Source organism: Lewinellaceae bacterium (genome assembly GCA_020636105.1).
In the GTDB taxonomy this organism is placed as follows: Bacteria; Bacteroidota; Bacteroidia; order Chitinophagales; family Saprospiraceae; genus BCD1.
In genome coordinates, this window is record JACJYL010000001.1 from 3298259 (window position 1) to 3321745 (window position 23487).

A 23487-nucleotide genomic window follows, 5' to 3' on the forward strand; every position below is an offset into this window, starting at 1 on the left:
CCGGTTGTTTCCACATACAGGTTTTAGTTTATTATTATTACGCCCTTCCTTTTGGAGAGTTTACAGGCAAACAATATTGAGATTAACAAGAGGTTAAAAATTGAGAAACTAGTTCAAATAAGTAGCGTATTTTCGATAGGAAAAAAATTTAGCTTGTTTTGTTTGTGTTCGATTATTAACGGAGGCCGATTTCTATTTAGTATAAATCTCTGATTTTTTTTAGCCCACATTCACATAATTCCGGCGAACTAATAGGAAAGTTGACCGAATAATTTCCGGCTAAATAAAAAATTATCTTACTTTTGCCGGCCTGTGACCTCAGAATGTTGTCATGGTCTAAACGGATATGGATATATTATTTTACCTGGGCATTTTTGTCGTTTCACTGTTTGTGCTGCTAAGAGCCTCCGATTGGTTTGTCGATGCTGCCGAATCTATAGGGTTATCCCTGGGCATTCCACATTTCATCATCGGGGTAACGATCATCGCTTTCGGAACCTCTCTCCCCGAGCTGGCCACTTCAGTTGCGGCAGTCCTGAGTGGCAATTCGGAAATCGTCGTCGGTAATGTAATAGGATCCAATATTACCAATATCGCCCTGGTGCTGGGACTGGTGGCCATTTATGCAAAGAGAATAGACCTCGAGTACAACATATGGCACATCGACATGCCTTTTCTTTGGGGCTCCGCTTTCATGCTGTGGTTTGTACTTTATGACTATGAGGTTTCTATTTTAGAGGTTTTTATCCTACTCCTCGGCATTGTGATTTTTCTCATTTATTCTCTCAAAAAAGATGAAGAGAAAGGGGATCTGTTACAGGAAAACCATGATGACATTAAGGTTACCTGGCGCACTTACACCATGCTGGTTATCGGGCTTGCACTTGTTTGGGGTAGTGCAGATTATACCATCTTTGCCATCCAGAAGTTATCTGAAATGGCAGGAATCAATCCCGAGATCATCGCTTTGTCTGCCGTAGCCTTAGGCACTTCACTTCCTGAGATTATCGTGAGCCTCAATGCCGCCCGGAAGGGCAAAACGGCCATGGCTGTAGGAAATGTACTGGGATCGAACATTTTCAATACTTATGTGGTCATGAGCATCCCTGCCTTTTTCGGAAAACTGAAAATACCTGTAGAGTTATTTTCTTATTACCTCCCGATGATGATCGTTATGACTATTCTATTTGGCATCATGTCCAACAATAAAAAAATCACCCGCTGGGAGGGGGCTATCCTGGTTTTATTTTATCTCATTTACATGGCCTCCATCATCCAGGGGGCCTGAAAAATCCAACCGGTTAAAATTGCCGGGATCCCCACCTATCTGCCTCCACTCAACATAGCATCAAACCATTAATTTCCTTATCTTTAAGGGCAACAAATGATTGACTATGCAACCTTTCCACTTGATATCCGTCCTATTGGGTCTTTTTTTGATCCATTCTCAGCCGTCCATCCCTCCTCAGGATGACGGACTCATCGCTTATTATTCCTTTAACGAATGTAATGCCCGGGACGATAGTGGTAACGGGTCCCATGGTGAGATTTTTGGAGAAACGAGATGTTGGTGCGGCATTGAGCAGGAGGGGTTGGTGCTGGACGGCAAAAACAATTACATAGAATTCCCTGGCCCGGTCAATAAATATTTCAACACTTCTGACTTTACCATCAGTTTTTATTTTAAATCTGAAAAATACGATGTCTTTCCTCAAAGTATGCTCTCCAAAGCGGAGGCTTGTGACGAATACTATACGCTTGACCTATTGCTCGACCGCCGGATCGGCGAGGTAACCTCCAAAGTACATGAAACTCCTGCCAGGTATTACAAAGACCTTTCTCCCCGCCTTGACAGTTCCAGTTGGATGCACTATGCCCTGGTTCGGGAAGGGTTCCGCGCCATGACTTTTATCAACGGCCAACTTCGGCAGGAGAGTTACCGTTGCAGCGGAGTGGATATAGGCAATAATGCCGTGCTTTCTTTTTCCAATAGCCCTTGTGTGCTTTCGGGCAGGGTACGGCGTTTCCAGGGCATCATTGATGAATTGAAAATATATGACCACGCGCTCACCATACAGGAAATCGAAGACCTCTATCTCATGAATCCTGTCGAAAACGCCAATATGGATTGCGTGTCTTTTGTACCCGACAAAAAAGCACCGCAGATTGTCATGATAAATGAGAAAGGCAGTACCTTTGCCACGGTCGATTGATGATTTTTGAATAAAAATACAACTGATTAATATGTTTGGAGATTTAATGGGCGATATGCAGGAAAAGCAGAATGCCATGCGTAAAAAGCTGGAAGGCATCAGGATCGATGCCCAGGCAGGTGATGGTGCAGTAAAGGTGACGGTCACAGCTGCCCGACAACTTGTCAATGTTTCTTTGGACCCTACCATCGTCGACCCTGAAGATGTTGAACAACTGGAGGACTTCCTGGTGGTCGCCGTAAACAAAGCCATGGAACTGGCGGTCCAGAAAGAAACGGAAATTACTCAGGAATTGCTCCGCGATATGCTTCCTCCCGGACTTGATGGCCTCGATGGCCTGTTTTAATCGCGGGACATTTTGACAAATCAAATCAGGATTTAAGCAGCGATTATTTTGATGCCTCGCCATCTAAATGTCGGGAATCCGCATTATGTTTTTGTTCTCAATCAACTTTAAACCACTTCATAATATAAACAGCCTCCTTACGTTTAGAGTATGTCTAAAATTAATACATCCATGAAGAAATATGCGCTCGTTTGTTTATCGATAATCTTTTCTCTTAGTCTATCCGCCCAGACGAATGTGGGCCTGGTGGCCTATTATACGTTTGATGGCCATTATACCGATGCAACGGGGAATACCGCTAATACAGCCATTCCACAGGGCACGCCAGAATTCAGGTGCGGTGTAAAGGGTGATGCGCTTTTACTCGACGGTGCTGCGGATGTAGTTTATATTCCCAACGGACAAAATGTGAACAGGGAGTTTGATACGGAGGATTTTACCGTTAGTTTTTATTTTAAACCCATAGGACTTAACGGACAACAGTACCTCATTTCGAAACGGGATACTGCCTGCACCTATAATTATGATTTTTATGTAAAATACGTGCCGGACTCCAGGACGGTCAACGGCCTGCTCAGGGAAATTCCCCAAAAGACGGTTTCTGTGGTCAAAACCATTAACAATACCGCCTGCTGGCAACACCTGGTCCTGGTCAGGGACAATACCCGCGTAAAAATGTATGTCAACACCAAACTGGTCAGCGACCTAGGCTCACAGACGCGCATCGACCTCACCAATGACGGGGATTTTATCATCGGAAGCGCCATTTGCCGGGGAGCCAATGAGATTCCTTTCCACGGACTCATCGATGAATTGCGCATCTACAACCGTGCCCTCGACGACAAAGAAATCAAAGGCCTATATTTTGCCCCCGACCAGATCGTCAATCCCGACACCCTCATTTTCCTGGGAACCACCATCGATATTGAATTGACCAATACCTGTGCCGATAATTTTCTGTGGACGCCCAATTCGACTGATATTTCATCTGTATTTGTACCCAACCCAAGCATCACCCCCGTTGAACAGGGCATTTATAATTATACCGTCCAGATGACGGACCTCCTCTCCAACTGCACCGCAAGAGATTCCATCCGCATCAATGCCATCGACCCGAACCTGCTGGATTGTGAAGCCATTTACCTGGCCAAGGCATTCACTCCAAACAACGACGGACTGAATGACACCTATGGGATCAGCAATCCGTTTTCTGTTCAGGAGCTTTTGTCTTTTGAAATTTTCGACCGCTGGGGCAACAGGGTATTTTATACCACAGATTCTTTCGCCACCTGGGATGGCAACTACAACGGCCAGCGTGTCAATCCCGGGGTTTTTCTTTATAAAGTCAGGCATGTATGCAACGGAGAGGAAAAGCTGGTGTCGGGGAGTGTGACGGTGCTTAGGTAATCTTTCCCGGCAGGACAAGAGTCCTGCACCTTTGCCGCTGCCGACAGGATGCCGTGGAGAACGCTAAGTGAACAAAGCGGTTTAATTCTCGAAAAGAATTAAACCGCTTTGTTATAGGCCTTGTGAAAAAACAGTTGATTTTTTCCGTTCCGGGAGGGAATTGATAAAGTATCATCAAAAACCTACCTCAATAGGGGTGTCTTTTTCGACAAAAATTTGCAGAACCTGCCCTTTGGGAATAATAGCATGTCCACCTTTTACCAATAGCCCTGCCAAAGGCGCAAGAATTTCAACCGCCTGTCCAACATTATTTAGGTTTGTTCCGGATGGACTCAACTGTGTCCCCAAATTGTTGCTTGCTCTGGCAAGATTTTTCTCATAGTCTGCCTGGGAGGTATAAAAAATGGTGGAAGATGCCCCAACCGCATCTCCAACAAGAAAGGCTTCCTCCGTTTTATCCTGACCAACGACAACAAAGGGGGTGGCTTCCATAGAAATGTATGTACCATTGCTTAATTTTAAGTATTGTGGCACTACTTCCATATAACCTGCTTCCCCTGCCATTTTAGGCTTCCTTATTTTAGATATTTTGAAATAAGCAGGCGTTCCCGAAGGTATAATATCTCCATTTTCGGTTGACAGCGGATTACTTACGTAAAGACAAATTTGCTGATCTTTTTTCAAATTTTTCGCACTCAGATCAATGTGACTTCGAACAAAAATGGGCGTTCCTTTTTCTATGAAGATCCACGAAACTGCATCACTGTCCTGTGCTGATAAAAATGATACGATGAACAGGAGGAAAAATACGTTTAATAGAGTAATCAGGTTTTTCATAAAGCAAATTTTTAAACTGTTGAATAATAATTAATTTGCCCATGAGTGAAAGTGTCTTTTGAAAAGTACGGGGTTACGCAGAAATTTATTTCATTTTTTTCTTCTGTAGAGGAAAATGTACAACAATACTGCTGAACCGGCCAATAATAACCAGGGCCAATAATCCCAGACACTATTTAATTTTACCGGTGACATATCTCCAACAGGTACAAAAGCCGCCCAGAAAAAAGGATCCGGCCGGTTGGTGTGTTCCAGGTAATCCAATTTGGCCAGGCGCAAGGCGGCATCCTTATCTTTGCCTTTTTTGAGGTGATAATAAAACCGCGCCATAATTTCCTTTGTACTCTTATCGTCCACGCTCCAAAGAGAATTGACAATGCTTTTAGCCCCGGCAAAGGCAAATCCACGTGCCATACTCAAAATGCCTTCACCTCGCTGCAATTCACCAAAGCCGGTTTCACAGGCGGACAATACCACCATGTCGGCATTCAGCCGCAGGTTGTACAGGTCCCGGATATAAAGCTTGCCATTATCCAGAGAATCCCCCGAGAGGTGAAAGGCTAAAAAGGAATAATCGCCAACTCTATCATCAGCTTTTCCGTGAGTGGACAAATGCAAAATCCTGTATTTACCTGCATTTTTTAAAAAAGAAGCCAGCGTGGCCTGTTCACCTGTAATGATATCTCCTCCAATTAGTTGCCGGATATCTTCTACCTCTTCCTTATTAAAGCGTAGTTTGCCCAAAGACCGGCGAATGTCCGTGATATTCCTGCTGGCAATTGGTTCTCCCGGGAAGGAAGGAGCCATGGCAAAAAAAGATTTTGTTGCCTTATGTTTTTTATTCCGCATCTCCTCTAAAAGGGTGGCCGAATAAGCATAACTGACCTGGTGTTCTTTCAACAAATACGGGTAAGTTTTTAAATTTTCCAAATCATCTGGTCGTTGTGTCAATAACACATCAAAAGGAAGGTAACCCAATACCCCATCCGGCACCACGATCAACCGCTCCGGCAATTCCAGCGTAATGGGTGCAACCAGTTTTTGGTACAATTTATACGCCACATCAGCATATTTACGATTTCCTTCCTTATAAGAATCCAAAGATTGATCCGGTACAACCCAATACCTGTAAATACTTTCCCTCAACTCCTGAACCCACTTCTCCAACGGGAAATTCTTTTTCACTTCATACACCTCAAAATCCCGGGGCGTAATGGTAAAAATAAAAAGGCTGCTGTCCCCTGTGAAATATTCTATGAGGGCCTGGTTGGATTGGAGGCCTTCCTGGATTTCCTTAACGTCAACGACAGCATAATCATATTTTAGCCTGAAATATTCAGGATATTTTGATTTCAGGGTTTGTTGCAAGAATTCATAATCTTGTTTTAAAGCAAATAATTTACCGCTAAGCGAAAGAATGGATGAATCTGTTTCACCTATCCCCTGGCCAAGCTTTTCTTGCCTCTTTTTATCATAATAGGTTATATTTATCCTGAGGTCGTTTTCTTGCTCAAGGATTTCTTCCGGAACCCCTGCAAACTTCAAGGCTTCAACATCTTTTAACTGCGCTTTTAGTATAGTGGATTTATTTTGTTCCGTATAACTGAGCATTTCTTTTTTCAGGTCGGGTTCCCCTTTTTCTGCCTTTATTAAACTAACCAAAAGTACTTGTTCCAATAATGATCTAACCTTACCGTTCCAAACGAGCTTATTCTCTTTATTGATGTAGTGGCTCTGCAAGTAATTTAAAAAATGAAGCGATTGTTCAGCAACCTCAACTGCTTTTTCCAGGTATTGCCAGTTTTGGGTGGCATTATAACGGTTAATTCCTAAAATCAAAAGATTCTCAAAAGTCGATAATAATTCATTATTGGAAAGGACTTCATCAAAATTCAGGTTTTCATAGTTGTTCGCTGAAAGCGCTTTTTGAAAACAATTACCCGCCAAATCGAATTGGCTTTTATTTAGATATCCATATCCTAAATTATTGTAAGCCATTGCTACATCCGGATGATTTCCGCCATAACCTTTTAAATAAATTTTCAGCGCCCTTTCATAATTACCTAACGCTTTGTCATATTCCCTTTTGGACTCATACGTGTTTCCTAAATTATTATAGGCCGTCGCTACATCCGGATGATTTCCGCCATAGACTCTTATCCTAATTTTCAGCGCCTTTTCCTTATACCCCAACGCTTTGTCATATTCCCCTTTGGACTCATACGTGACCCCTAAATTATTATAGGCAGTCGCTACATCAGGATGATCTCTGCCATAGACTCTTATCCTAATTTTTAGCGCCTTTTCATAATACCCCAACGCTTTGTCATATTCCCCTTTGGAGTCATACGTGACCCCTAAATTATTATAGGCATCCGCTACATCCGGATAGTCTTCGCCGTAAACTTTTAAATAAATTTTCAGTGCCTTTTCATAATACCCCAACGCTTTGTCATATTCCCCTTTGGAGTCATACGTGACCCCTAAATTATTATAGGCAGTCGCTACATCAGGATGATCTCCGCCGTAGACTCTTATCCTAATTTTTAGCGCCTTTTCATAATACCCCAACGCTTTGTCATATTCCCCTTTGGACTCATACGTGACCCCTAAATTATTATAGGACATCGCTAGATTAGGATGATTTTCGCCGTAAACTTTTAAATAAATTTGCAGCGCCTTTTCATAATATCCCAATGCTTTATCGAATTCCCCTTTGGAGTAATACGTTATTCCTAAATTATTGTACACATCAGCTACATCCGGATGATCACCACCATGAATTTTTAAATAAATTTTCAGCGCCTTTTTATAATATCCTAACGCTTTTTCAAACTCCCCTTTAGAGTCATATGCTCTTCCTAAATTATTGTACGCATCCGCTACATCCGGATGGTTTCCGGCGTAGTTTTTCAGCCAAATATCCAAAGCCTTTTCAGTGTAATTAATAACTTGTTCAAAGTCTCCTTTTTCATCGTATAACATTCCAATATTATAATACGTATTGGCAAAACTCAAATGGGTTTCATTGAGTAATGCTTTGCGGACATGAAGAGATTTAGCATAAATTTCCAATGCTTCATCTCCTGATTTACATCTCCCCATTTGATGTAAGGCATCTGCTACTTCTACCGTTTTGTCCCCTAAGCGCTGCTCATAAATACGCTTTGCCTTTTCAGCTAGAAGGAAAGCAATATTATAGTCCTCTTTCCCAATCAAAACTTTTGCACTGTCCAGGTAAACCCTCGCCAATGCGGTATCCAATTCCTGTCCCAGGCACCATCCGGAAAATAAAAGGAAAAAGCCAATCAGGAAAGTTCGCATATCGACATGATTTTATGGCATAAATAAGGTGGACTATACAAATTTATCCAATTGATCTTAAATAAAAGAATAATAGGGCAAAGTCAGCCCTTGCCCTATTAAAAAACCCTTACATCAATTTGAATGAATGTAAACCACCTTTGCTGACGGATCGAAACTCTTCACCCAATCAGCTCCGTAATGGGCATTCATATTTATTTGGGCTTTTTGTAGAATATACCGCTTTTCCGCATCCATCTGCATCCGGCGCTGAGGACTTGCAGATTGATACTCCAGTTGCCTTTGACGCACTGCGGGCATTGCATCCTGCATCATTTTTTTGCTCTCAACTATCAATTGATTGGCCTGGGCGAGCGCCTGGTTGGTTGAAGCACCGAAGTTGGGCATGGGGGAAAAGGTGCTTTGGGTCTGAGTATAATTCGGGCGAGGAGCATAGTAAACCTGACGTTGTGGGCGTTGTTGAGGAACAATCACTCTCGGTTGTTGAGCTACCATTACTCTTTGCCGGGGAGATGCCTGGGGAAAACTCCTGGCTCTTAATTGTGTATTTAACTTTTGCAGATCACCCGTTCTCATCCGTTGGGTGAGGGAAGGTTGTTGGGCAAAAACATGACTCGAAATCGTAAAACAGAAAAAGAAGATAGTAGCTTTGATTATTGACAAATTTTTCATGATCAAAATTTTTAATGGTGAAATAATGAAATTTGTCCATTAGTGGAAGCTTGTTTTAAAAAGTACTTGGTTTAGCCAATGAAAATTGAAAAAAAATATAATCCCCTGTAAATCAATTATAAAAGTTGAAATTTTTAAATACCCAAATGCCTCTTTTACAAAAGACTAAAAAAAACTAACGATAAGTCAGTACCTTTAGAGTAATAATTACACTCAATAATGAAAGCCAAACACCTTAATGACGAAAACTTATTGTCGGCCCTTAAAAGCAACCCTGCTGATCAGGATAAGGCGATCCGACAACTGTGTTTTGATGCTAAAATCAGAGGTTCTTTATTTAATTTCATCAAAACTTATCATCTGGAGCCTGATGTTTTTGATGACATTTTACAGGATGCGTTGATCATTTTAATTCAAAGTATTCAGAAGGACAGATTCAGAGCGCAAAGTAAAGTTTCCACATTTTTAATTGGCATCACAAGACGGTTGTGCCAGGAAAAATATAGAGAAACACGGAAAACCATTTATACAGAACCTGAAAAAATGTCGGTGGAAGAAAATACAGATAGTACGGAGTTTACGCTGATTCAATTGGAAAGTGAAAAACAATATACTGATGTAAAAAGACGATTCTTGGCACAATTAAGTGAAAAATGCCGAAAAATTTTACTGATGGCTGCCAGCGGATATTCCAGGGAAGAAATCGCAGAAGAAATGGAATGGACGAATGTGCAAACAGCCAAAAACAGTGTTCCTGAATGCCGGAAACGACTAAGAAAAATGATTGAAGCAGACCCTGAAGCGCTGGAAATCATAAAAAGCAGATTATGAAAAATTATAAAAAAATAGAGGCTTACCTAAAAGGAGAATTGAGCCCGGGGGAAGTTAGTTCTTTTGAAACGGAGATTGCCGGTAATGAAGATTTGGCCGAGGAAGTATCTTTGCATAGTTTCGAAAATGAAATTTTGAATCTTGGCGTGGAAGATGATCTTAGAAACCGAATTAAATCAATTCAGCAAACTGCTAATCTTTCCTCTCATGCCAGCAGTAGGGTTATTTCTATGAAAAAGTGGCTCATACCCTTATCTATTGCTGCAAGTCTTCTTTTAGTAATTGGTTTCTTTTATCAGAATTACATGGTTTCCAATGAAAAACTTGTAGCATCCTATTACAATTATTCAATTTCCGATTTGAGGGGAGATCAGGCTTTGAATTCCGTTTTTACCGATGGCATGAAATTAATTGAAGAAGAAAAATTCAATGAAGCCATTCAATCTCTTGAAAAACTTACCCGGAATGAAAATTTCACCATCCAGGCAAACTACCTGATCGGCCATTGTTATTTCAACCTTGAAAATTATGGTCAGGCCAGTAACTACTTTCAATCCGTTTTCAATCAAAATGAAAAAGCCGGGTATTATTTCCTCGATGCCAAATGGAATTGGCTGCTCTCGGAACTGGCTCAGGGGAAACAGGGCAAATCGTTTGATTCAGCATTAGATGAGTTAATTGAAAAAGATTATGTTGGTGCGGTTCAATTGAAAAAGGATCTGGATAGTATTTGGAGGTAAAAACTCAGGTAGTCTTTCCCGGCAGGACAGGAGTCCTGCGCCTTTGCCGCTGCCGACAGGATGTCGTGGCGAGCTAAAAAAAAGCCCTTGTCGTTAACGACAAGGGCTTTTTTTTAGCTGGAAAAGTCGAAAATTTAAACCACCTCCAGTTGTTCCCTGTTTTAATGTATTACCTAATGATCGCAATATCTCCCCTATACGTCAGCGTCACGCCGTCGAGGAAAGTAACTTCCACCACGTAAACATACACTGCAGACGGGGCGAGGTCACCGTGGAAGCGTCCGTCCCAAAGAATGGTTCCCCCTTCGCAAACGACAGGAATGTCGTCGCTCTCGTAAACCAGGCCTCCCCAGCGGTTAAAGATTCTTGCAAAATTGATGGACTCCACGCCACGGCAGGCAAAAATTCTGAATTCATCATTCGGGCCGTCACCGTTAGGAGAGAAAATATTCGGGATGTAAACGTTACGGTTTGCATCCAGTTCGACAAAAATACTGGCCTCAGTCAGACAATCGTTGGCATCAATAACCATGAATTGGTATTCCTGGTTGCCGAGCGGAATGATGAATGGACTGAGCACCGTATCGGAAGAAAGAAAATCAGCCGGCGTCCACTGGAAAGAAGCATAAGGCTGGGTTCCTCCTGTTATGATGGGCGTCAGTTGATTCAGTGTATCTCCCAATTCAATTACCAGTTGAGCTGGCAGTGAAACTTCAAGCTCCGCAGGTTGGCCTATAGTCACATCAGTAACATTGGTGCATCCCATCGGGTCTACAATGGTCACCGTATGAGGCCCTGCAAATACCGGTGCTCCCTGGTTGACCGGAAAACTCAATCCATTATTGTCGATGATAAACTGAAATTCCGAAAAGGCTGCTCCCGCACCTCCATAAGCCGTATCGATAAAGATTTGGGTCTGTTCCCCGTAACAAAGCGGCTCCATAGGATCTTCAATGGCAAAGAAAATGGGGTCAGGCTGGTTAATCGTATAAGACACCTCATCCGTACAACCTTCAATATCCGTAATGGTAACCGTATAGGTTCCGGCCTCGAGGTTGGCCGCGATAGAAGAGGACGAAGGTGCTACATTACCTGACCAGGTGAACGCGTTAGGGCCGATAGGATTGATAGGGTCAGAACTATTGTAAACGACCGCTATGATCCCGTCAGCATCTCCGTTACAAGATACAAAGGGTGTACTTTGAGTGGGATCCACTTCAAGCATGAGTTCGAAAGGCTGTGCCAACTGTACGATCTGCTGATGCGTACAGTTATTGGCATCGGTGAGGATGGCTGTATAAGTTCCCGCAGGAATATCGGAAAGCGTCTCTGATGTTTCCGGGAAGCCTACCCACTGGTAGGTAAAATTTCCGGTGCCGCCCGTAGGGGCCAAAACAACAGAACCGTCGGTATAACTGAAACAACTTGGCTGATTTTGGGTGACGGCCACCTGGATACTGGCGGGTGTCGGCACATCGACCATGGCTGTCACGCCGCATTCCCCGTCGCTGACATCAACAGTTTGAGCGCCGCGGCACAACATCGTTGCATCAGAAACCGCTGTATTGAGATCCTGTTCGCCTGAAGACCAGGTAAAAGCAAAAATTCCCGTGGTGCCGTCGCTGTACATAGCTGAAGCCGTTGCCAGACCGTCGCAGGTCAGATCATCGGGGCAACTGACCCCGGTAATATCGGTTATCGCCACCTCAATAGAGGCAGGGTCGACTACATTGGCATTCAAAACCAGGGCAGGGCAATCATTCGCATCGGTAACGGTAACGGTATAATTGCCCGCAAACAATCCTGGAAGTGGGTTAAAAATCGTCGGCACGCCCGGATTGGTAGACCAGGTGTAAGAATAAGGTTCCGTTCCTCCGCTGGCAAAAACGGCTATCTGGCCATCTCCATCCCCGGGGCACTGGGGCATCTGGGTAGTAATACTATCCAGCACCAATGCCGGAGGTGAATTGACAAAAGCGGTATCGATGGCTTCACAAAAATCCTCTCCCGTAACCGTAACGATATATTGTCCCGGAGAAAGGTTGCTGATGGTTGCTCCCATCAGCCCGCCAGACCACGAATAAGCAGCAATAGCAGCACCGCCCGGCAGCGCCACAACGGTCAATTCACCATCCGTATCTCCGGCACAGGAAACAAAATCATCATTCAGCTGGATGATGTTGGGAGGGGTCGGTGCCAGAATATTCACCTGCAAAGAAGCCGTGCAATTGTTGGCATCCGTCACATCGAAAGTATAACTGCCTTCTGAAAGGCCGGTTGCGATAGAATCTACTACTGTTCCGTCATGCGACCAGGCATAAGTATAAGGAAAAGTACCTCCCGTAATGCCTATTGTAGCACTACCATCGTTACCCACAATACAGGTTTCGTTGACCTGCTCCAGTAATGTAGGCAGGAGGGGTTGTGGTTCGGCCACAATAAATTCACCTGTTGTCTGGCAACCTGCCACTGATGCATCCGTCAGGGTCACCATGTAAGTTCCGGGACAAAGATCGGTTAGCTGGCTGGTGGTGGCATTGTTTACAGGTGGTGTGGCAAAACTGCTCCAGCTAAAGGAATAAGGTAAATCTGCCGGAGCGCCTGAAGTAGATCCAGTGATAAAAATTTCACCGTCGCAAAGGCTATTGCAACTGATATCTGAAATTACGTCAACAATAGAAAGCGTTTTCTGAGCCCCTACGTTAAAGCTCGTTTGAAACGCACAATCGTTATCGTCTGTGATGGTTACTGAATAGGATCCGGGTTCCAGGTTATTGAGTGTTGAACTGGTAGCAGTTACACTCAAACCGGTATCCCAGGTAAAAGTATAATTTCCTCCTGAAGCAACACCTCCCTGGGCAGCCAGCGTGATTTCCCCATCCATAATACCTGAACAACTGGCATCAGTGATGAAGGTGCTGTTTTGTAAAACATTAACGACAGTTGGCTGGGCGAGTGTAGCACTGGCCATGGCTGTACAGTTATTGCCATCCGTTACCGTTACCGCATAAAATCCTGACGGAACATTCGAAAGGGTGTCATTCGTTTGCCCGGCAATATTCCAGACGAAAACATAATCATCGCCGGGGTTACTCAATAACGAACCATCCAATAAGACCTGGGCGATGAGTTCTCCGGTACTTTCTCCATTACATAAAGGGCTTGAAGCATCCAGACTAAGCCCCAAAGAAGGATTGCCAAATACTTCAATGGTATCCACTCTCACCTCCTGAGGAACACTGGAATCGGTCACCGTCACCTGGTACAAACCTGCAGAAAGGCCTCCCTGTGTTTGTGATCCGCCGGCATTGGCAACAACAAATGGTCCGTTATCCGGGCCAACTGGCGGCACACTATTCCAAGAATATTGGTAAGGAGCAGTACCTCCACCAAGGGTCAGGGAAAATGCTCCATCCATATTTCCGGCACAGGAAACACTATCCTGTTCCATAAGGAGGAAAATTACTTCATTAGAAACGATCACTTTCCCGTTATTGAGGATAACTCCATACTGAAAAGGTTCAGGTAAGCTGGGATCACCCACCTCTATAGGTACCGGATTGCCCACAATGGACACCGCGCTACAATCCCCTAAATTCCCAATCACATCAAAACACATCTCAAAAAACACTTCCCCGTCAGCCAGAGACACTCCATTGGTAAATGTATTCCAGGAGAAGGTAAGTACTCCCGGTTGTGGGTTGAAAAAATTGAAATCCTGAGACAAGTTCGGAAAAGCAGGGTTTACACCTGCCGGTGGAATAGTGTCAAAAGTAAGAATCGAAGGATCCCAGGTGATGGTAAACTGGACGCTCGCTATGTTGACAAAATTCTCTACGGACAGTGGTAAACAAACGTTTCCACCCGGAGGTACATTCTCAAAAGGCATATTAAAAATAACGGATTGACAGCCCCCCATATCCATAGTGAAAGAGGTTCCGCAACTTTTACCATCTTCAATAGTGACATCGTAGATTCCTGCCTGGGGCACATTGAATTCCACCACATCACCATGGTTAGGCACACTGGTAAAAGTCCCTTTGATTGTGGGATCTCCCTGGAGGCTGATGTCTATATTATAAGACTTCAGCGGGTTTAGTTCAGGGAGTCCTCCTTCCACGAGGAAAGATCCAAGACAACCGGTAGGACTGGCGTTGGTGGTTATATTACTTGCGGTAATTTCCGTAAGATAAACAACAAAAACAGCCTGGTCTGTACTTACATCCACACAAGGTCCTGAAGGTGTGTTTTCGTATTGGAGGTTGGCAAAATTATCAATAGTTATAGGCGCGATCCAAAAATAAGTCGGAACAAGTGCTCCATTGTTAAAGGCCATCTGAACGGTACCATCATTAACCAGGTCAATATCTCCACCGATATTACCGGTAGAAACCCAAATACCATTCAACTGTGGAACCGGAAAGCCCCCAACGAGAATAGGACTGGTATGGTTAACACAGGGATCCGTGATGATAGTCGGAAGATCCGGCCCCGAAACACTCGGCATACAGTCATAGAGCGCGTATCCAATACCGGCAGGAGTAGAAGCATCAGGGTCTCCGGAAAGGTCAAAATCTCCGTTATGAAGAATGGGTAAAATATCGTTGAAACACAGGAAGATCGTATCAGGATCCACATCATTACTTTGTCCCACAAGCGTTCCAAAAGTATAACTACCGGCTTCATTACACAAACCTCTGCTGTCATCCGGATGCCCAAGCGGTCCATTGATCTGAATGTTTCGCGGCACCTGCGCAGACACAATCAAGGCTGCTGAAAAGAAAAACAGAAATGTCGTGAGTTGCTTTATCATTGTTTTTGTTTATGATTTGGCAATATGATACAGGAATTAGCCTAAAAGCTGCCTCCTAATATTGCCATGTGTAGAATGAGCGACAAAAATATACATTGAACAGGACATATATACCTTTTGATGCCTTATTTTTCGACCGTCATGTTCAAGCCGATACCTGCTGATCGACTGACTTTTTAAGGGGTAAAGTCATTTTGTCCGGTGCCTTGTTTTTGAACCACCAAAAATAAGGCTCTAAAAAAACGATCTGGAAGTTTAAATATTATAAAAGTTATGCCCAAAGCAGCTTTTTAACACCAGGAAAGCCTTTTAATTGTCACATTTAATTTTTTATTATACAAAATATTGTTAAATTATTCTAAAAATTATGACAACGGGCTTGATGTTTTAACATTTTTCCGTTATTTTGTAGCTTTTAAACAATATTTTTAAAATCCCTGTGAAAAATCCCGGCTTATGAAGCAAATTGTACTCCTTTTTTTCTTTATTGTTTTAACCTCCTCAGCGTTTAGCCAGACCAGTTTCAATGACCGTTTAAAATTAAATCTGGAATCCGAAAAAATTGACATACAGGTATATCCAAACCCTGTAACAGACTACCTCAAGGTAAGTGATAACGCTTCTGTTGAAAGAGTTAAAATTTTCAACCTAGTAGGCAAGGCTGTTAAGAATTACGACTACTTAAGAGGACGGGATTATTTTGTCGGAGATCTTCCCAAGGGTATTTACCTTGTTCAGTTTTCAGACAACCAATCCAAAACGATCATTACAAAAAGAATCAGTAAACGATAAATTGAATTTGTTTTAACCCAAAATATGGAATGAAGCAAAAGTTTATGAAAAAAGCCGGCCGTTGATTCAATCAATGGCCGGCTTTTTTCATATTGGGCACTTCTTTTTCTTCTGTGGAAAAAATCTGTCGGGATGATTCATATTTCAGGGCCTGATCCTGGGGCCAGCCCCTGAAATATGAATCAAGTGAAGGACAACAAACACTAAAATATGTCCTGAATACTAAAAATTCACCCTTCCAAACCGAACCCCATCTTCATATTTTACAATAAAGGCAGCATCGAGGCCTTTGGCTTGAATTTCGCTCAGGGCATTGGTGGCTTCCTCTTCCGTAAAAAAGTCTCCCACGAGGATACGAGTGAGTTGTGATCCATTCAGTTCTTCCGTATCAATGCGGCCAAGTTCCCCAGCTTTTTTGATCTTTTTGTGGTTCGGATCGTACTTTTTTACTGCGGTAAGCTGGATTTTGTAATAAACCCCGGTGTGTTTAGGGGCAGTCGTTACATATTCCTTATTGTCTTTCGGAGAGGTGCCTCTTGCCGTATAGGGCGCACCGGCCGGGTAAGTTTTGACAGGCTTGTCAACTTCCAGCGGATCCGTGTTCTCTGTATCATCCATTGGATCGGCCTCGGTTGGATTCAGTGAAATGACGTCCTCCTCCATTTTTTGAAGAAAGAGTGGCTGGCCGTAAGAATAGGTATTAGGGTCATTGGTCACAAACTGATACTCAGCTGCTTCGTATCCATTGCTAAGTACCTGAACCCTGAATGTCCTGTTAGGGAGTAATTCAAAGAGGTATCCTCCGTCGGCAATCTCTTTTTCAATCAACATATTTTCGGAGCCATCTTCAAATACCTGGTAGAGTTCCACTTTATAAGCTTTGAGTGGTTCACCGTTGGATTTGTCGTAAACATTTGCCTTGAGGCTGATGCGCCTTCCGCCAATGGTAAATTCGTAAATATCATCATTGGTGGTATTGGTTTTTTCTCCGCCAAAAACCCTGTTGGAGGCTAAAAATCCGCCGTGTCCGGCATTCGTTTTGACGAAAAAATAATCATCGGCGCCCGAATTGAACGGAAGGCCCAGGTTTTCCGGCACACTCCAGCTGGCTTCATCTCCTACACTCTTAAATATATCGAATCCCCCGATGGAAACCTGTCCGTTAGAGGCAAAGTATAAAACTTCCTCCTCCTGGTCGTAAAACGGGGAGATCTCATCACCAAGTGTATTAATGGAAGGCCCAACATTCACAGGAAAAGCAAAATCATTTCCCTCTCCTCCGAGGTCACGGGTGGTGAACCAGATGTCAAGCCCGCCACGACCGCCTTCACGGTTGGAGGCAAAATAAAGAATTTCCTGTCCTGCACGGAAAACACTGAAAGGATGAGTCGTATTGACGCCCTTCATGTTGATATAATCGGGAAGTCTTTCCGGTTGTGACCAGGTAGCCCCCACTTTTTTGGTCACGAAGATTTCACAACGGGTATTTAAACGCTCCCAGTTTTTATCATTATTGCAAATGGTGAAATACATACGCTGTCCGTCCGGAGATAAGCTGGCATTGCTGTATTGACCGTTGGTGATGACAGGAAAATTGCCGGGAATAGAAGCTTTACTCCATTTGCTGCCCTGGCGCTGGGAGGCATAAACCCTGGCTTTCCCTCCCATTGAGGAAGAAAAATATAGGTAATCGCCCGTCACGGCAAAAGGAGCGAACTCGTCAGCATCGGAATTTACACTGGTGCCCGGATAAACCAATTCGATCTCTTTATTTGCCTGGGCAGGAAGGTTCTTGGCATATTGACAACCTTCAATCTCAATTTTTACCACATCCTCCAGGATTGCTTTACCGTCTCCGGTATAGGAATCGAGGAATTTATTGAAGGCATCACTGGCCTTTTCATATTGTTTGTCCTGCTTCAGGCTACGGGCGTATTTTAAGCCTACCAGAGGATAATCGTTATTATCATCTTTGACGTACTGATAAGATTCAGCCGCTTTTCTGTAGTCTCTGATGAGATAATACGCTTCTCCCGCCTTGAACATGAGTTCCGTTTTCTTCTGCTTTTTCTGCCAGGCTTGCTCATAAGTCTGGGCTGCCTGGGCGTAATTGCCCTGTTCAAACAAGTCGTCGGCTGATTTACTGAGTTTCTTCCAGCTCTGGGCCGGTAATGCGACAGCAAAAAGGAGTGCTGCTGCGATAAAGGTTAGTTTTTTTGGCATCATGTCTTGTATGTGTTTTGAATAATTATTTACGAATTTTCTTTTAAAATTTTTTCTATGATTTCAGGGAAATGCCTGTGTTCCAGTCCCAGGACTTTACGGGCTATTTCCTCCGGAGTATCGTCTTCTTCAAGGGCACAACGCGCCTGAAAAACGATGTCTCCTTCGTCGTATTTTGTGTTTACATAGTGAATGGTAATCCCCGATTCCGATTCCCCGGCAGCTTTAACCGCGTGGTGTACATGGTGGCCATACATACCCTTTCCGCCGTATTGGGGAAGCAGGGCCGGATGAATGTTGATCATTTTTTTTTCATAAGCTTTCACCAGGTATTCCGGGATCAACCAAAGAAATCCGGCTAAAGCTATAAAGTCAATTTTATAATCCGACAATTTTTTCAAAATTTCTTCCGAGTGATAAAAATTATCCCGACTGATGACCAGTTGGTCGATGCCGTATTCTTCTGCCATTTTCAGGACGAGGGCATCGTGCCTGTTGGATACGACCAGCGCGACACGATAGTCATCCTTATCCTGAAAGTGTTCCACGATCCTGCGGGCATTAGACCCTGTTCCTGAAGCAAAAATGGCTATATTTTTCACCTGTAGTTAAAACTATTTATTGTATTAAAAAATTATCCAACACGACAAAAACCACCGAATATGGGCTAATTATCCTGAGTTTTCCGGTTTCTCGGATGATAACTCAAAATGGTTTCCCGGAGAAAGTCCGTATCCAGATGCGTATAAATCTCTGTAGTCAGGATAGATTCGTGCCCCAGCATATCCTGAACGGCTTTCAAATCGGCCCCGCCTTCGATCAGGTGGGTCGCAAATGAATGACGGAAAGTATGAGGGCTAACATTTTTTTTGATGCCCGCTTTTTCTGCCATTTCCTTTACAATAAGGAAGACCATGACCCGGGTCAGTTTCCTGCCTCTCCGGTTTAAAAACATAATGTCAAGGCTCTCTTTATCGATATGCCTCATGCGGCGGCGCACCCCTTCAATATATAAACCTATGTGTTTAACCGCTTCTTCTCCGATGGGAATGATCCTTTCTTTATTGCCTTTTCCGATGACTTTCACAAAACCGACCTCCGGATAATAATCCGATAACCGGAGATCCGTCATTTCGCTAACCCTAAGTCCGCAGGCATACAATACTTCCAGCATGGCCCTGTTTCGGGTGCCCTGGGGATGACTAAGGTCAATAACCTCCAGAATGCTTTGCATTTCTTCAAAAGACAAAACTTCCGGGATATTTCTGCTTAACCGGGGTCCTTCCAGCAATGCAGTGGGATCGTCCTGCACCATATCTTCAATGAGCATATATTTATAAAAGGTCTTGAGGGCTGAAAGCAATCGTGCCTGCGACCGGGCCCCCAACCCCAGGTCATTCAACCAAAAAATAAAACCTTCGATATCTGAACCGGCCACCTGCCCCGGGTTTATTTCCTTTCCTGTGATCTCGAAATATTGTTTTAACTTTCCCACGTCCCGAATATAGGCTTCAATGGTATTGCCCGAAAGCGAACGTTCGAGTATCATATAAGCCTTAAACCCTTTGATGGTGGTGTCCCAATTCATTTGTATTCGTTTGTCATCCGTTGGCAGTACCTGTTTTCAGAATATTGAGCATTCCTGTTGAAAGGTAAGAGGTTGAATAACTACCTTTTAAAAATGGTGTAATTATCCCCTAAGCTTAACCCTCCACCATCAGTTGTCCAACACGGGGTTCAACAAGCCTGGTCGTTTTTTGAAGCCAGTTCCCTGAAAGTATCCGATTTGTCTTCCGTTGTTCGGGTAACACAGGGGAAATCCTTTTCGATCAGGATTTGCAAGGTACCGCCGTCTTCCAGAGGCTGTTTGACTTCAATGCCTACCTGTTCGGTATCCAGCCATACCGCCAATTCGTTTTTGGGTATATGAACTTCGATATGGCCTTTTTCGAAAGTAGCATAAACAGCTCCTGACTCACTTTGGGTCAGGCCATAACTAAAAACGGCCGTTCCTACATGAACCTTTTCCACCAGTTCTTCGCCTCTTTTTAATGTTTCGGTTTCAGATTTGAGCACCCTCAATCTAAGGCTGTTTTGAGAACATCTTAATTTCATAACGCTATTTTTTTATCCGGCACTTAATGTTATAAACCCGTTTTTTCAACCTTTAGTTATTTCACATTCGGTAATATTTTAGAAAAAACGAGTTTTCGCAAAACCGTTTTGCAAATATACAATAGTCTTTCCGGTGAGAGGTTATAAAACTAAAAAACTGAAAACTATCCATTGCGGAGGATAATCGCTACTTTTGCACTTTCTCAGGAAAAAAGGTTAGAAATTTTATGAGTTTACTTTCGGAGATAAAGAAAAGAAGAACTTTCGGAATTGTAAGTCACCCGGATGCGGGAAAAACGACGCTCACAGAAAAGCTGTTGCTTTTTGGAGGGGCCATCCAGGTGGCGGGAGCAGTAAAATCCAATAAAATAAAACGAAGTGCCACTTCCGATTTTATGGAGATCGAACGGCAAAGGGGTATTTCCGTGGCTACTTCCGTAATGGCTTTTAAATACAGGGGCTTAAAGATCAATATTCTCGATACGCCCGGTCACCAGGATTTTGCGGAAGATACCTATAGGACACTTACTGCCGTTGACAGTGTGATCGTAGTCATTGATGTGGCCAAAGGAGTGGAATCACAAACCGAAAAGCTGGTCGAAGTTTGCCGGATGCGCAAAACGCCTATCATCGTTTTTATCAATAAACTGGACCGGGAAGGAAAAGACGCCTTTGATCTGCTGGATGAAGTGGAACAAAAGTTGAATATTCACGTCCGTCCCCTGAGCTGGCCGGTAGGTATGGGACAACGTTTCCAGGGCGTTTACAACCTCTACGAAAAAAAGCTGGTCCTTTTTCAACCTCACGGAAAGCAACACCAGGAAGAAGTTATTGAGATTACCGACCTTAAGGATCCGGAACTCGACAAACAAGTGGGAAAGGTGGCTGCCGATGAACTACGTGAGGAAGTACACATGATCGAAGAAATTTACCATGATTTTGATCCTAAGAATTATCAAAATGCGGAAATATCGCCTGTTTTTTTTGGCAGCGCGATCAATAATTTCGGAGTAAAAGAAATGCTCGACTGTTTTGTAGAAATCGCTCCGCCGCCCCTTATAAGGGTTACCGAGGAGCGTGAGATTAAACCGACAGAGGATAAATTTTCAGGTTTTGTATTTAAAATACACGCAAATATGGATCCCAAACACCGGGATCGTATTGCTTTTCTGCGCGTCTGTTCCGGAGTATTTGAACGCAATACCAATTACCTGCATGTCCGACAAAACAGGAAAATGAAATTCTCCAACCCCACTTCATTTATGGCCTCCAAAAAAACGGTGGTGGATGAAGCTTATCCCGGGGATGTAATAGGCTTGTACGATTCAGGCAATTTCAAAATCGGGGATTCCCTTACGGAAGGAGAAATCCTCCATTTTAAAGGCATTCCCAGTTTTTCTCCTGAACAATTCCGATATGTAAACAATGCCAATCCCTTAAAAGCCAAACAGCTAAACAAAGGGCTGGAGCAGTTGATGGATGAAGGTGTAGCACAGCTTTTTACGCGGGAAGTGGATGGCCGGAAAATTGTTGGAACGGTAGGCGCACTGCAGTTTGATGTGATCCAATACCGACTGGAACATGAATATGGGGCATCCTGTGCTTATGAGCCTACCCGGCTGTACAAAGCCTGCTGGGTTCAATGCGATGATCCGAAAGCCATGGCAGAATTTAGATCCCGGCGCAGACGTGACCTGGCAACGGATAAGGACGATAAGCTGGTCTTCCTGGCCGAGTCGGCCTGGGTACTAAAAACTGTACAGGAAAATCACCCTAAAGTCCATTTCTATTTCACAAGCGAATTTTAAAAATACGACAATACGAATGAATATCTTAATCCTTGGAAGTGGAGGCCGCGAACACACTTTTGCGTGGAAAATCAAACAGAGTTCACAGTGTAGAAAATTATTTATCGCCCCGGGTAATGCCGGAACGGCAGCTTTGGGCGTAAATGTGGCCATGGATCCTAACGATTTTGAAGCCGTAAAGGATTTTGTTCTGGCCAATGCCGTGGATATGGTGGTGGTAGGTCCTGAGGAACCCCTGGTAAGAGGTATTTATGATTATTTTAAAGCAGAGCCTTTACTGGCGAATGTTTTGTTGATCGGGCCTTCTGCTGAAGGAGCCCGCCTGGAAGGCAGCAAGGCTTTTGCCAAGGCCTTTATGGAGGAATTTGGCATTCCAACCGCCGGGTATCGTGAATTTACGGAAGCCAGTCTTGAAAAAGGACTGGAATACCTTGCCTCAAAAACGCCGCCTATTGTATTGAAAGCCGATGGCCTGGCAGCCGGAAAAGGGGTACTCATTTGCACTACAGTGGAAGAAGCACAGGCCGAATTTCAGGCCATGCTGAGTGGAAAATTCGGCGCAGCCGGGCGTACTGTGGTGGTAGAGGATTTCCTGAACGGGATTGAATTTTCCGTTTTTGTAGTCACGGACGGACAACATTATAAAATACTGCCCGTAGCCAAAGATTACAAACGTATCGGCGAGGGAGATACCGGACTGAATACCGGAGGAATGGGGGCTGTTTCTCCCGTTTCATTTGTGGATGACACCCTTATGGCTAAAGTGGAAGAGCAGGTCATAAAACCTACTATTGAAGGAATAAAGGCAAGGGGAATGGCCTACCAGGGATTTGTTTTCCTGGGGATGATCAAGGTTGGGGAAAACCCGATGGTGATCGAATACAATTGCAGAATGGGAGATCCCGAAACAGAAGTCGTTTTTCCACGTACTAAAAATGATATGGTGGAATTGCTCAAGGCCACTGCGGAAATCCGATTGAACGAAATTGAAATCGAAAAAGACGAACGGGCGGCAACCACTGTAATGTTGGTTTCCGGCGGATATCCTGAACATTATGAAAAAGGGAAAATTATTACGGGTTTGGAAAAAACAGGGGGTAGCATCATTTTTCATGCAGGAACTAAAACAGCTGGAAACGAGGTGCTCACCAACGGTGGGCGAGTGATTGCCATCACTTCATATGGTGCCACAGTGGCAGAAGCCCTGGAAGTATCCCGGAAAAATGCTGAAATTATTGACTTCGGCGGAAAATATTTTCGAAGGGATATCGGTTTTGATGTCTAATAATAAATTATTCCAATGGTTAAAAAGCAAGTCGGGATTTTATCAGGCTAGTATAAAAGCCTAATCAGAGCTGGTAATTCA

General features: G+C 43.6%; 17 protein-coding genes. 9 read left to right on the plus strand and 8 right to left on the minus strand.

Annotation, left to right across the window (positions count from 1 at the left end; genetic code table 11):
- The first annotated feature begins 346 nt into the window (after positions 1–346).
- The 4 genes from H6571_12555 (at position 347) to H6571_12570 (ending at position 3966) form a co-directional block, all read left to right on the plus strand.
- Positions 347–1288 carry a calcium/sodium antiporter gene (locus H6571_12555; protein MCB9324561.1) on the plus strand — a complete coding sequence of 314 codons (942 nt, stop codon included), beginning with the start codon at positions 347–349 and terminating at the stop codon, positions 1286–1288.
- A 106-nt stretch (positions 1289–1394) separates the two neighbouring features.
- Positions 1395–2213: a LamG domain-containing protein gene (locus tag H6571_12560; protein ID MCB9324562.1), complete on the plus strand. Its 819-nt coding sequence runs from the start codon at positions 1395–1397 to the stop codon at positions 2211–2213.
- A 31-nt stretch (positions 2214–2244) separates the two neighbouring features.
- Positions 2245–2559, plus strand: coding sequence for a YbaB/EbfC family nucleoid-associated protein (locus tag H6571_12565; protein ID MCB9324563.1), 315 nt, complete (start codon positions 2245–2247; stop codon positions 2557–2559).
- 171 nt (positions 2560–2730) lie between these two features.
- Positions 2731–3966: a gliding motility-associated C-terminal domain-containing protein gene (locus tag H6571_12570; protein ID MCB9324564.1), complete on the plus strand. Its 1236-nt coding sequence runs from the start codon at positions 2731–2733 to the stop codon at positions 3964–3966.
- 174 nt (positions 3967–4140) lie between these two features.
- Here the strand turns inward: H6571_12570 and H6571_12575 are convergent, their stop codons facing one another.
- The 3 genes from H6571_12575 to H6571_12585 form a co-directional block, all read right to left on the minus strand.
- A complete protein-coding gene (locus H6571_12575) occupies positions 4141–4803 on the minus strand; it encodes a hypothetical protein (protein MCB9324565.1) in 663 nt (220 codons plus the stop codon).
- Between the two features lie 90 nt (positions 4804–4893).
- Positions 4894–8127 carry a tetratricopeptide repeat protein gene (locus tag H6571_12580; protein ID MCB9324566.1) on the minus strand — a complete coding sequence of 1078 codons (3234 nt, stop codon included), beginning with the start codon at positions 8125–8127 and terminating at the stop codon, positions 4894–4896.
- Between the two features lie 114 nt (positions 8128–8241).
- Complete coding sequence (locus H6571_12585; protein ID MCB9324567.1) at positions 8242–8799, minus strand: hypothetical protein; 558 nt, start codon at positions 8797–8799, stop codon at positions 8242–8244.
- Positions 8800–9018: 219 nt separating this feature from the next.
- On the opposite strand from H6571_12585, the gene H6571_12590 reads away from it, so the two are divergent.
- Positions 9019–9630 (plus strand): sigma-70 family RNA polymerase sigma factor, encoded by a 612-nt coding sequence (locus H6571_12590; GenBank protein MCB9324568.1) that lies wholly within the window; start codon positions 9019–9021, stop codon positions 9628–9630.
- The gene (locus H6571_12595; GenBank protein MCB9324569.1) at positions 9627–10370 is read left to right on the plus strand and encodes a hypothetical protein; all 744 of its coding nucleotides are present in this window, start codon (positions 9627–9629) and stop codon (positions 10368–10370) included. Before H6571_12590 ends, H6571_12595 begins: the two co-directional genes overlap by 4 nt.
- Before the next feature lie 169 nt (positions 10371–10539).
- On the opposite strand, the gene H6571_12600 is transcribed toward H6571_12595, so the two are convergent.
- Positions 10540–15183 carry a gliding motility-associated C-terminal domain-containing protein gene (locus H6571_12600; GenBank protein ID MCB9324570.1) on the minus strand — a complete coding sequence of 1548 codons (4644 nt, stop codon included), beginning with the start codon at positions 15181–15183 and terminating at the stop codon, positions 10540–10542.
- A gap of 456 nt (positions 15184–15639) precedes the next feature.
- Here H6571_12600 and H6571_12605 point away from each other — a divergent pair, with 456 nt between their 5' ends.
- Positions 15640–15975, plus strand: coding sequence for a T9SS type A sorting domain-containing protein (locus H6571_12605; protein MCB9324571.1), 336 nt, complete (start codon positions 15640–15642; stop codon positions 15973–15975).
- Between the two features lie 222 nt (positions 15976–16197).
- Here the strand turns inward: H6571_12605 and H6571_12610 are convergent, their stop codons facing one another.
- From H6571_12610 to H6571_12625, 4 genes are all read right to left on the minus strand, one after another.
- A complete protein-coding gene (locus H6571_12610) occupies positions 16198–18201 on the minus strand; it encodes a PD40 domain-containing protein (GenBank protein ID MCB9324572.1) in 2004 nt (667 codons plus the stop codon).
- A gap of 26 nt (positions 18202–18227) precedes the next feature.
- Positions 18228–18800 carry a phosphoribosylglycinamide formyltransferase gene (locus tag H6571_12615; protein ID MCB9324573.1) on the minus strand — a complete coding sequence of 191 codons (573 nt, stop codon included), beginning with the start codon at positions 18798–18800 and terminating at the stop codon, positions 18228–18230.
- Positions 18801–18865: 65 nt separating this feature from the next.
- Complete coding sequence (gene xerD / locus H6571_12620) at positions 18866–19786, minus strand: site-specific tyrosine recombinase XerD (GenBank protein MCB9324574.1); 921 nt, start codon at positions 19784–19786, stop codon at positions 18866–18868.
- 149 nt (positions 19787–19935) lie between these two features.
- A complete protein-coding gene (locus H6571_12625) occupies positions 19936–20313 on the minus strand; it encodes a hypothetical protein (protein MCB9324575.1) in 378 nt (125 codons plus the stop codon).
- A gap of 227 nt (positions 20314–20540) precedes the next feature.
- Between H6571_12625 and H6571_12630 the strand changes: the two genes are divergently transcribed.
- On the plus strand, positions 20541–22121 hold the full coding sequence (locus tag H6571_12630) for a peptide chain release factor 3 (protein ID MCB9324576.1): 1581 nt from the start codon (positions 20541–20543) through the stop codon (positions 22119–22121).
- Between the two features lie 16 nt (positions 22122–22137).
- Entirely contained in the window at positions 22138–23406 is a 1269-nt protein-coding gene (purD, locus tag H6571_12635; GenBank protein ID MCB9324577.1) for a phosphoribosylamine--glycine ligase, read from the plus strand.
- Positions 23407–23487: the final 81 nt, after the last annotated feature.

Coding starts and splice junctions, on each gene's coding strand:
- H6571_12555 (MCB9324561.1), top strand. CDS start 347: ATGGATATATTATTTTACCTGGGCATTTTTGTCGTTTCACTGTTTGTG.
- H6571_12625 (MCB9324575.1), bottom strand. CDS start 20,313: ATGAAATTAAGATGTTCTCAAAACAGCCTTAGATTGAGGGTGCTCAAA.
- H6571_12610 (MCB9324572.1), bottom strand. CDS start 18,201: ATGATGCCAAAAAAACTAACCTTTATCGCAGCAGCACTCCTTTTTGCT.
- H6571_12570 (MCB9324564.1), top strand. CDS start 2,731: ATGAAGAAATATGCGCTCGTTTGTTTATCGATAATCTTTTCTCTTAGT.
- H6571_12595 (MCB9324569.1), top strand. CDS start 9,627: ATGAAAAATTATAAAAAAATAGAGGCTTACCTAAAAGGAGAATTGAGC.
- xerD (MCB9324574.1), bottom strand. CDS start 19,786: ATGAATTGGGACACCACCATCAAAGGGTTTAAGGCTTATATGATACTC.
- purD (MCB9324577.1), top strand. CDS start 22,138: ATGAATATCTTAATCCTTGGAAGTGGAGGCCGCGAACACACTTTTGCG.
- H6571_12575 (MCB9324565.1), bottom strand. CDS start 4,803: ATGAAAAACCTGATTACTCTATTAAACGTATTTTTCCTCCTGTTCATC.
- H6571_12565 (MCB9324563.1), top strand. CDS start 2,245: ATGTTTGGAGATTTAATGGGCGATATGCAGGAAAAGCAGAATGCCATG.
- H6571_12630 (MCB9324576.1), top strand. CDS start 20,541: ATGAGTTTACTTTCGGAGATAAAGAAAAGAAGAACTTTCGGAATTGTA.
- H6571_12560 (MCB9324562.1), top strand. CDS start 1,395: ATGCAACCTTTCCACTTGATATCCGTCCTATTGGGTCTTTTTTTGATC.
- H6571_12600 (MCB9324570.1), bottom strand. CDS start 15,183: ATGATAAAGCAACTCACGACATTTCTGTTTTTCTTTTCAGCAGCCTTG.
- H6571_12590 (MCB9324568.1), top strand. CDS start 9,019: ATGAAAGCCAAACACCTTAATGACGAAAACTTATTGTCGGCCCTTAAA.
- H6571_12585 (MCB9324567.1), bottom strand. CDS start 8,799: ATGAAAAATTTGTCAATAATCAAAGCTACTATCTTCTTTTTCTGTTTT.
- H6571_12605 (MCB9324571.1), top strand. CDS start 15,640: ATGAAGCAAATTGTACTCCTTTTTTTCTTTATTGTTTTAACCTCCTCA.
- H6571_12580 (MCB9324566.1), bottom strand. CDS start 8,127: ATGCGAACTTTCCTGATTGGCTTTTTCCTTTTATTTTCCGGATGGTGC.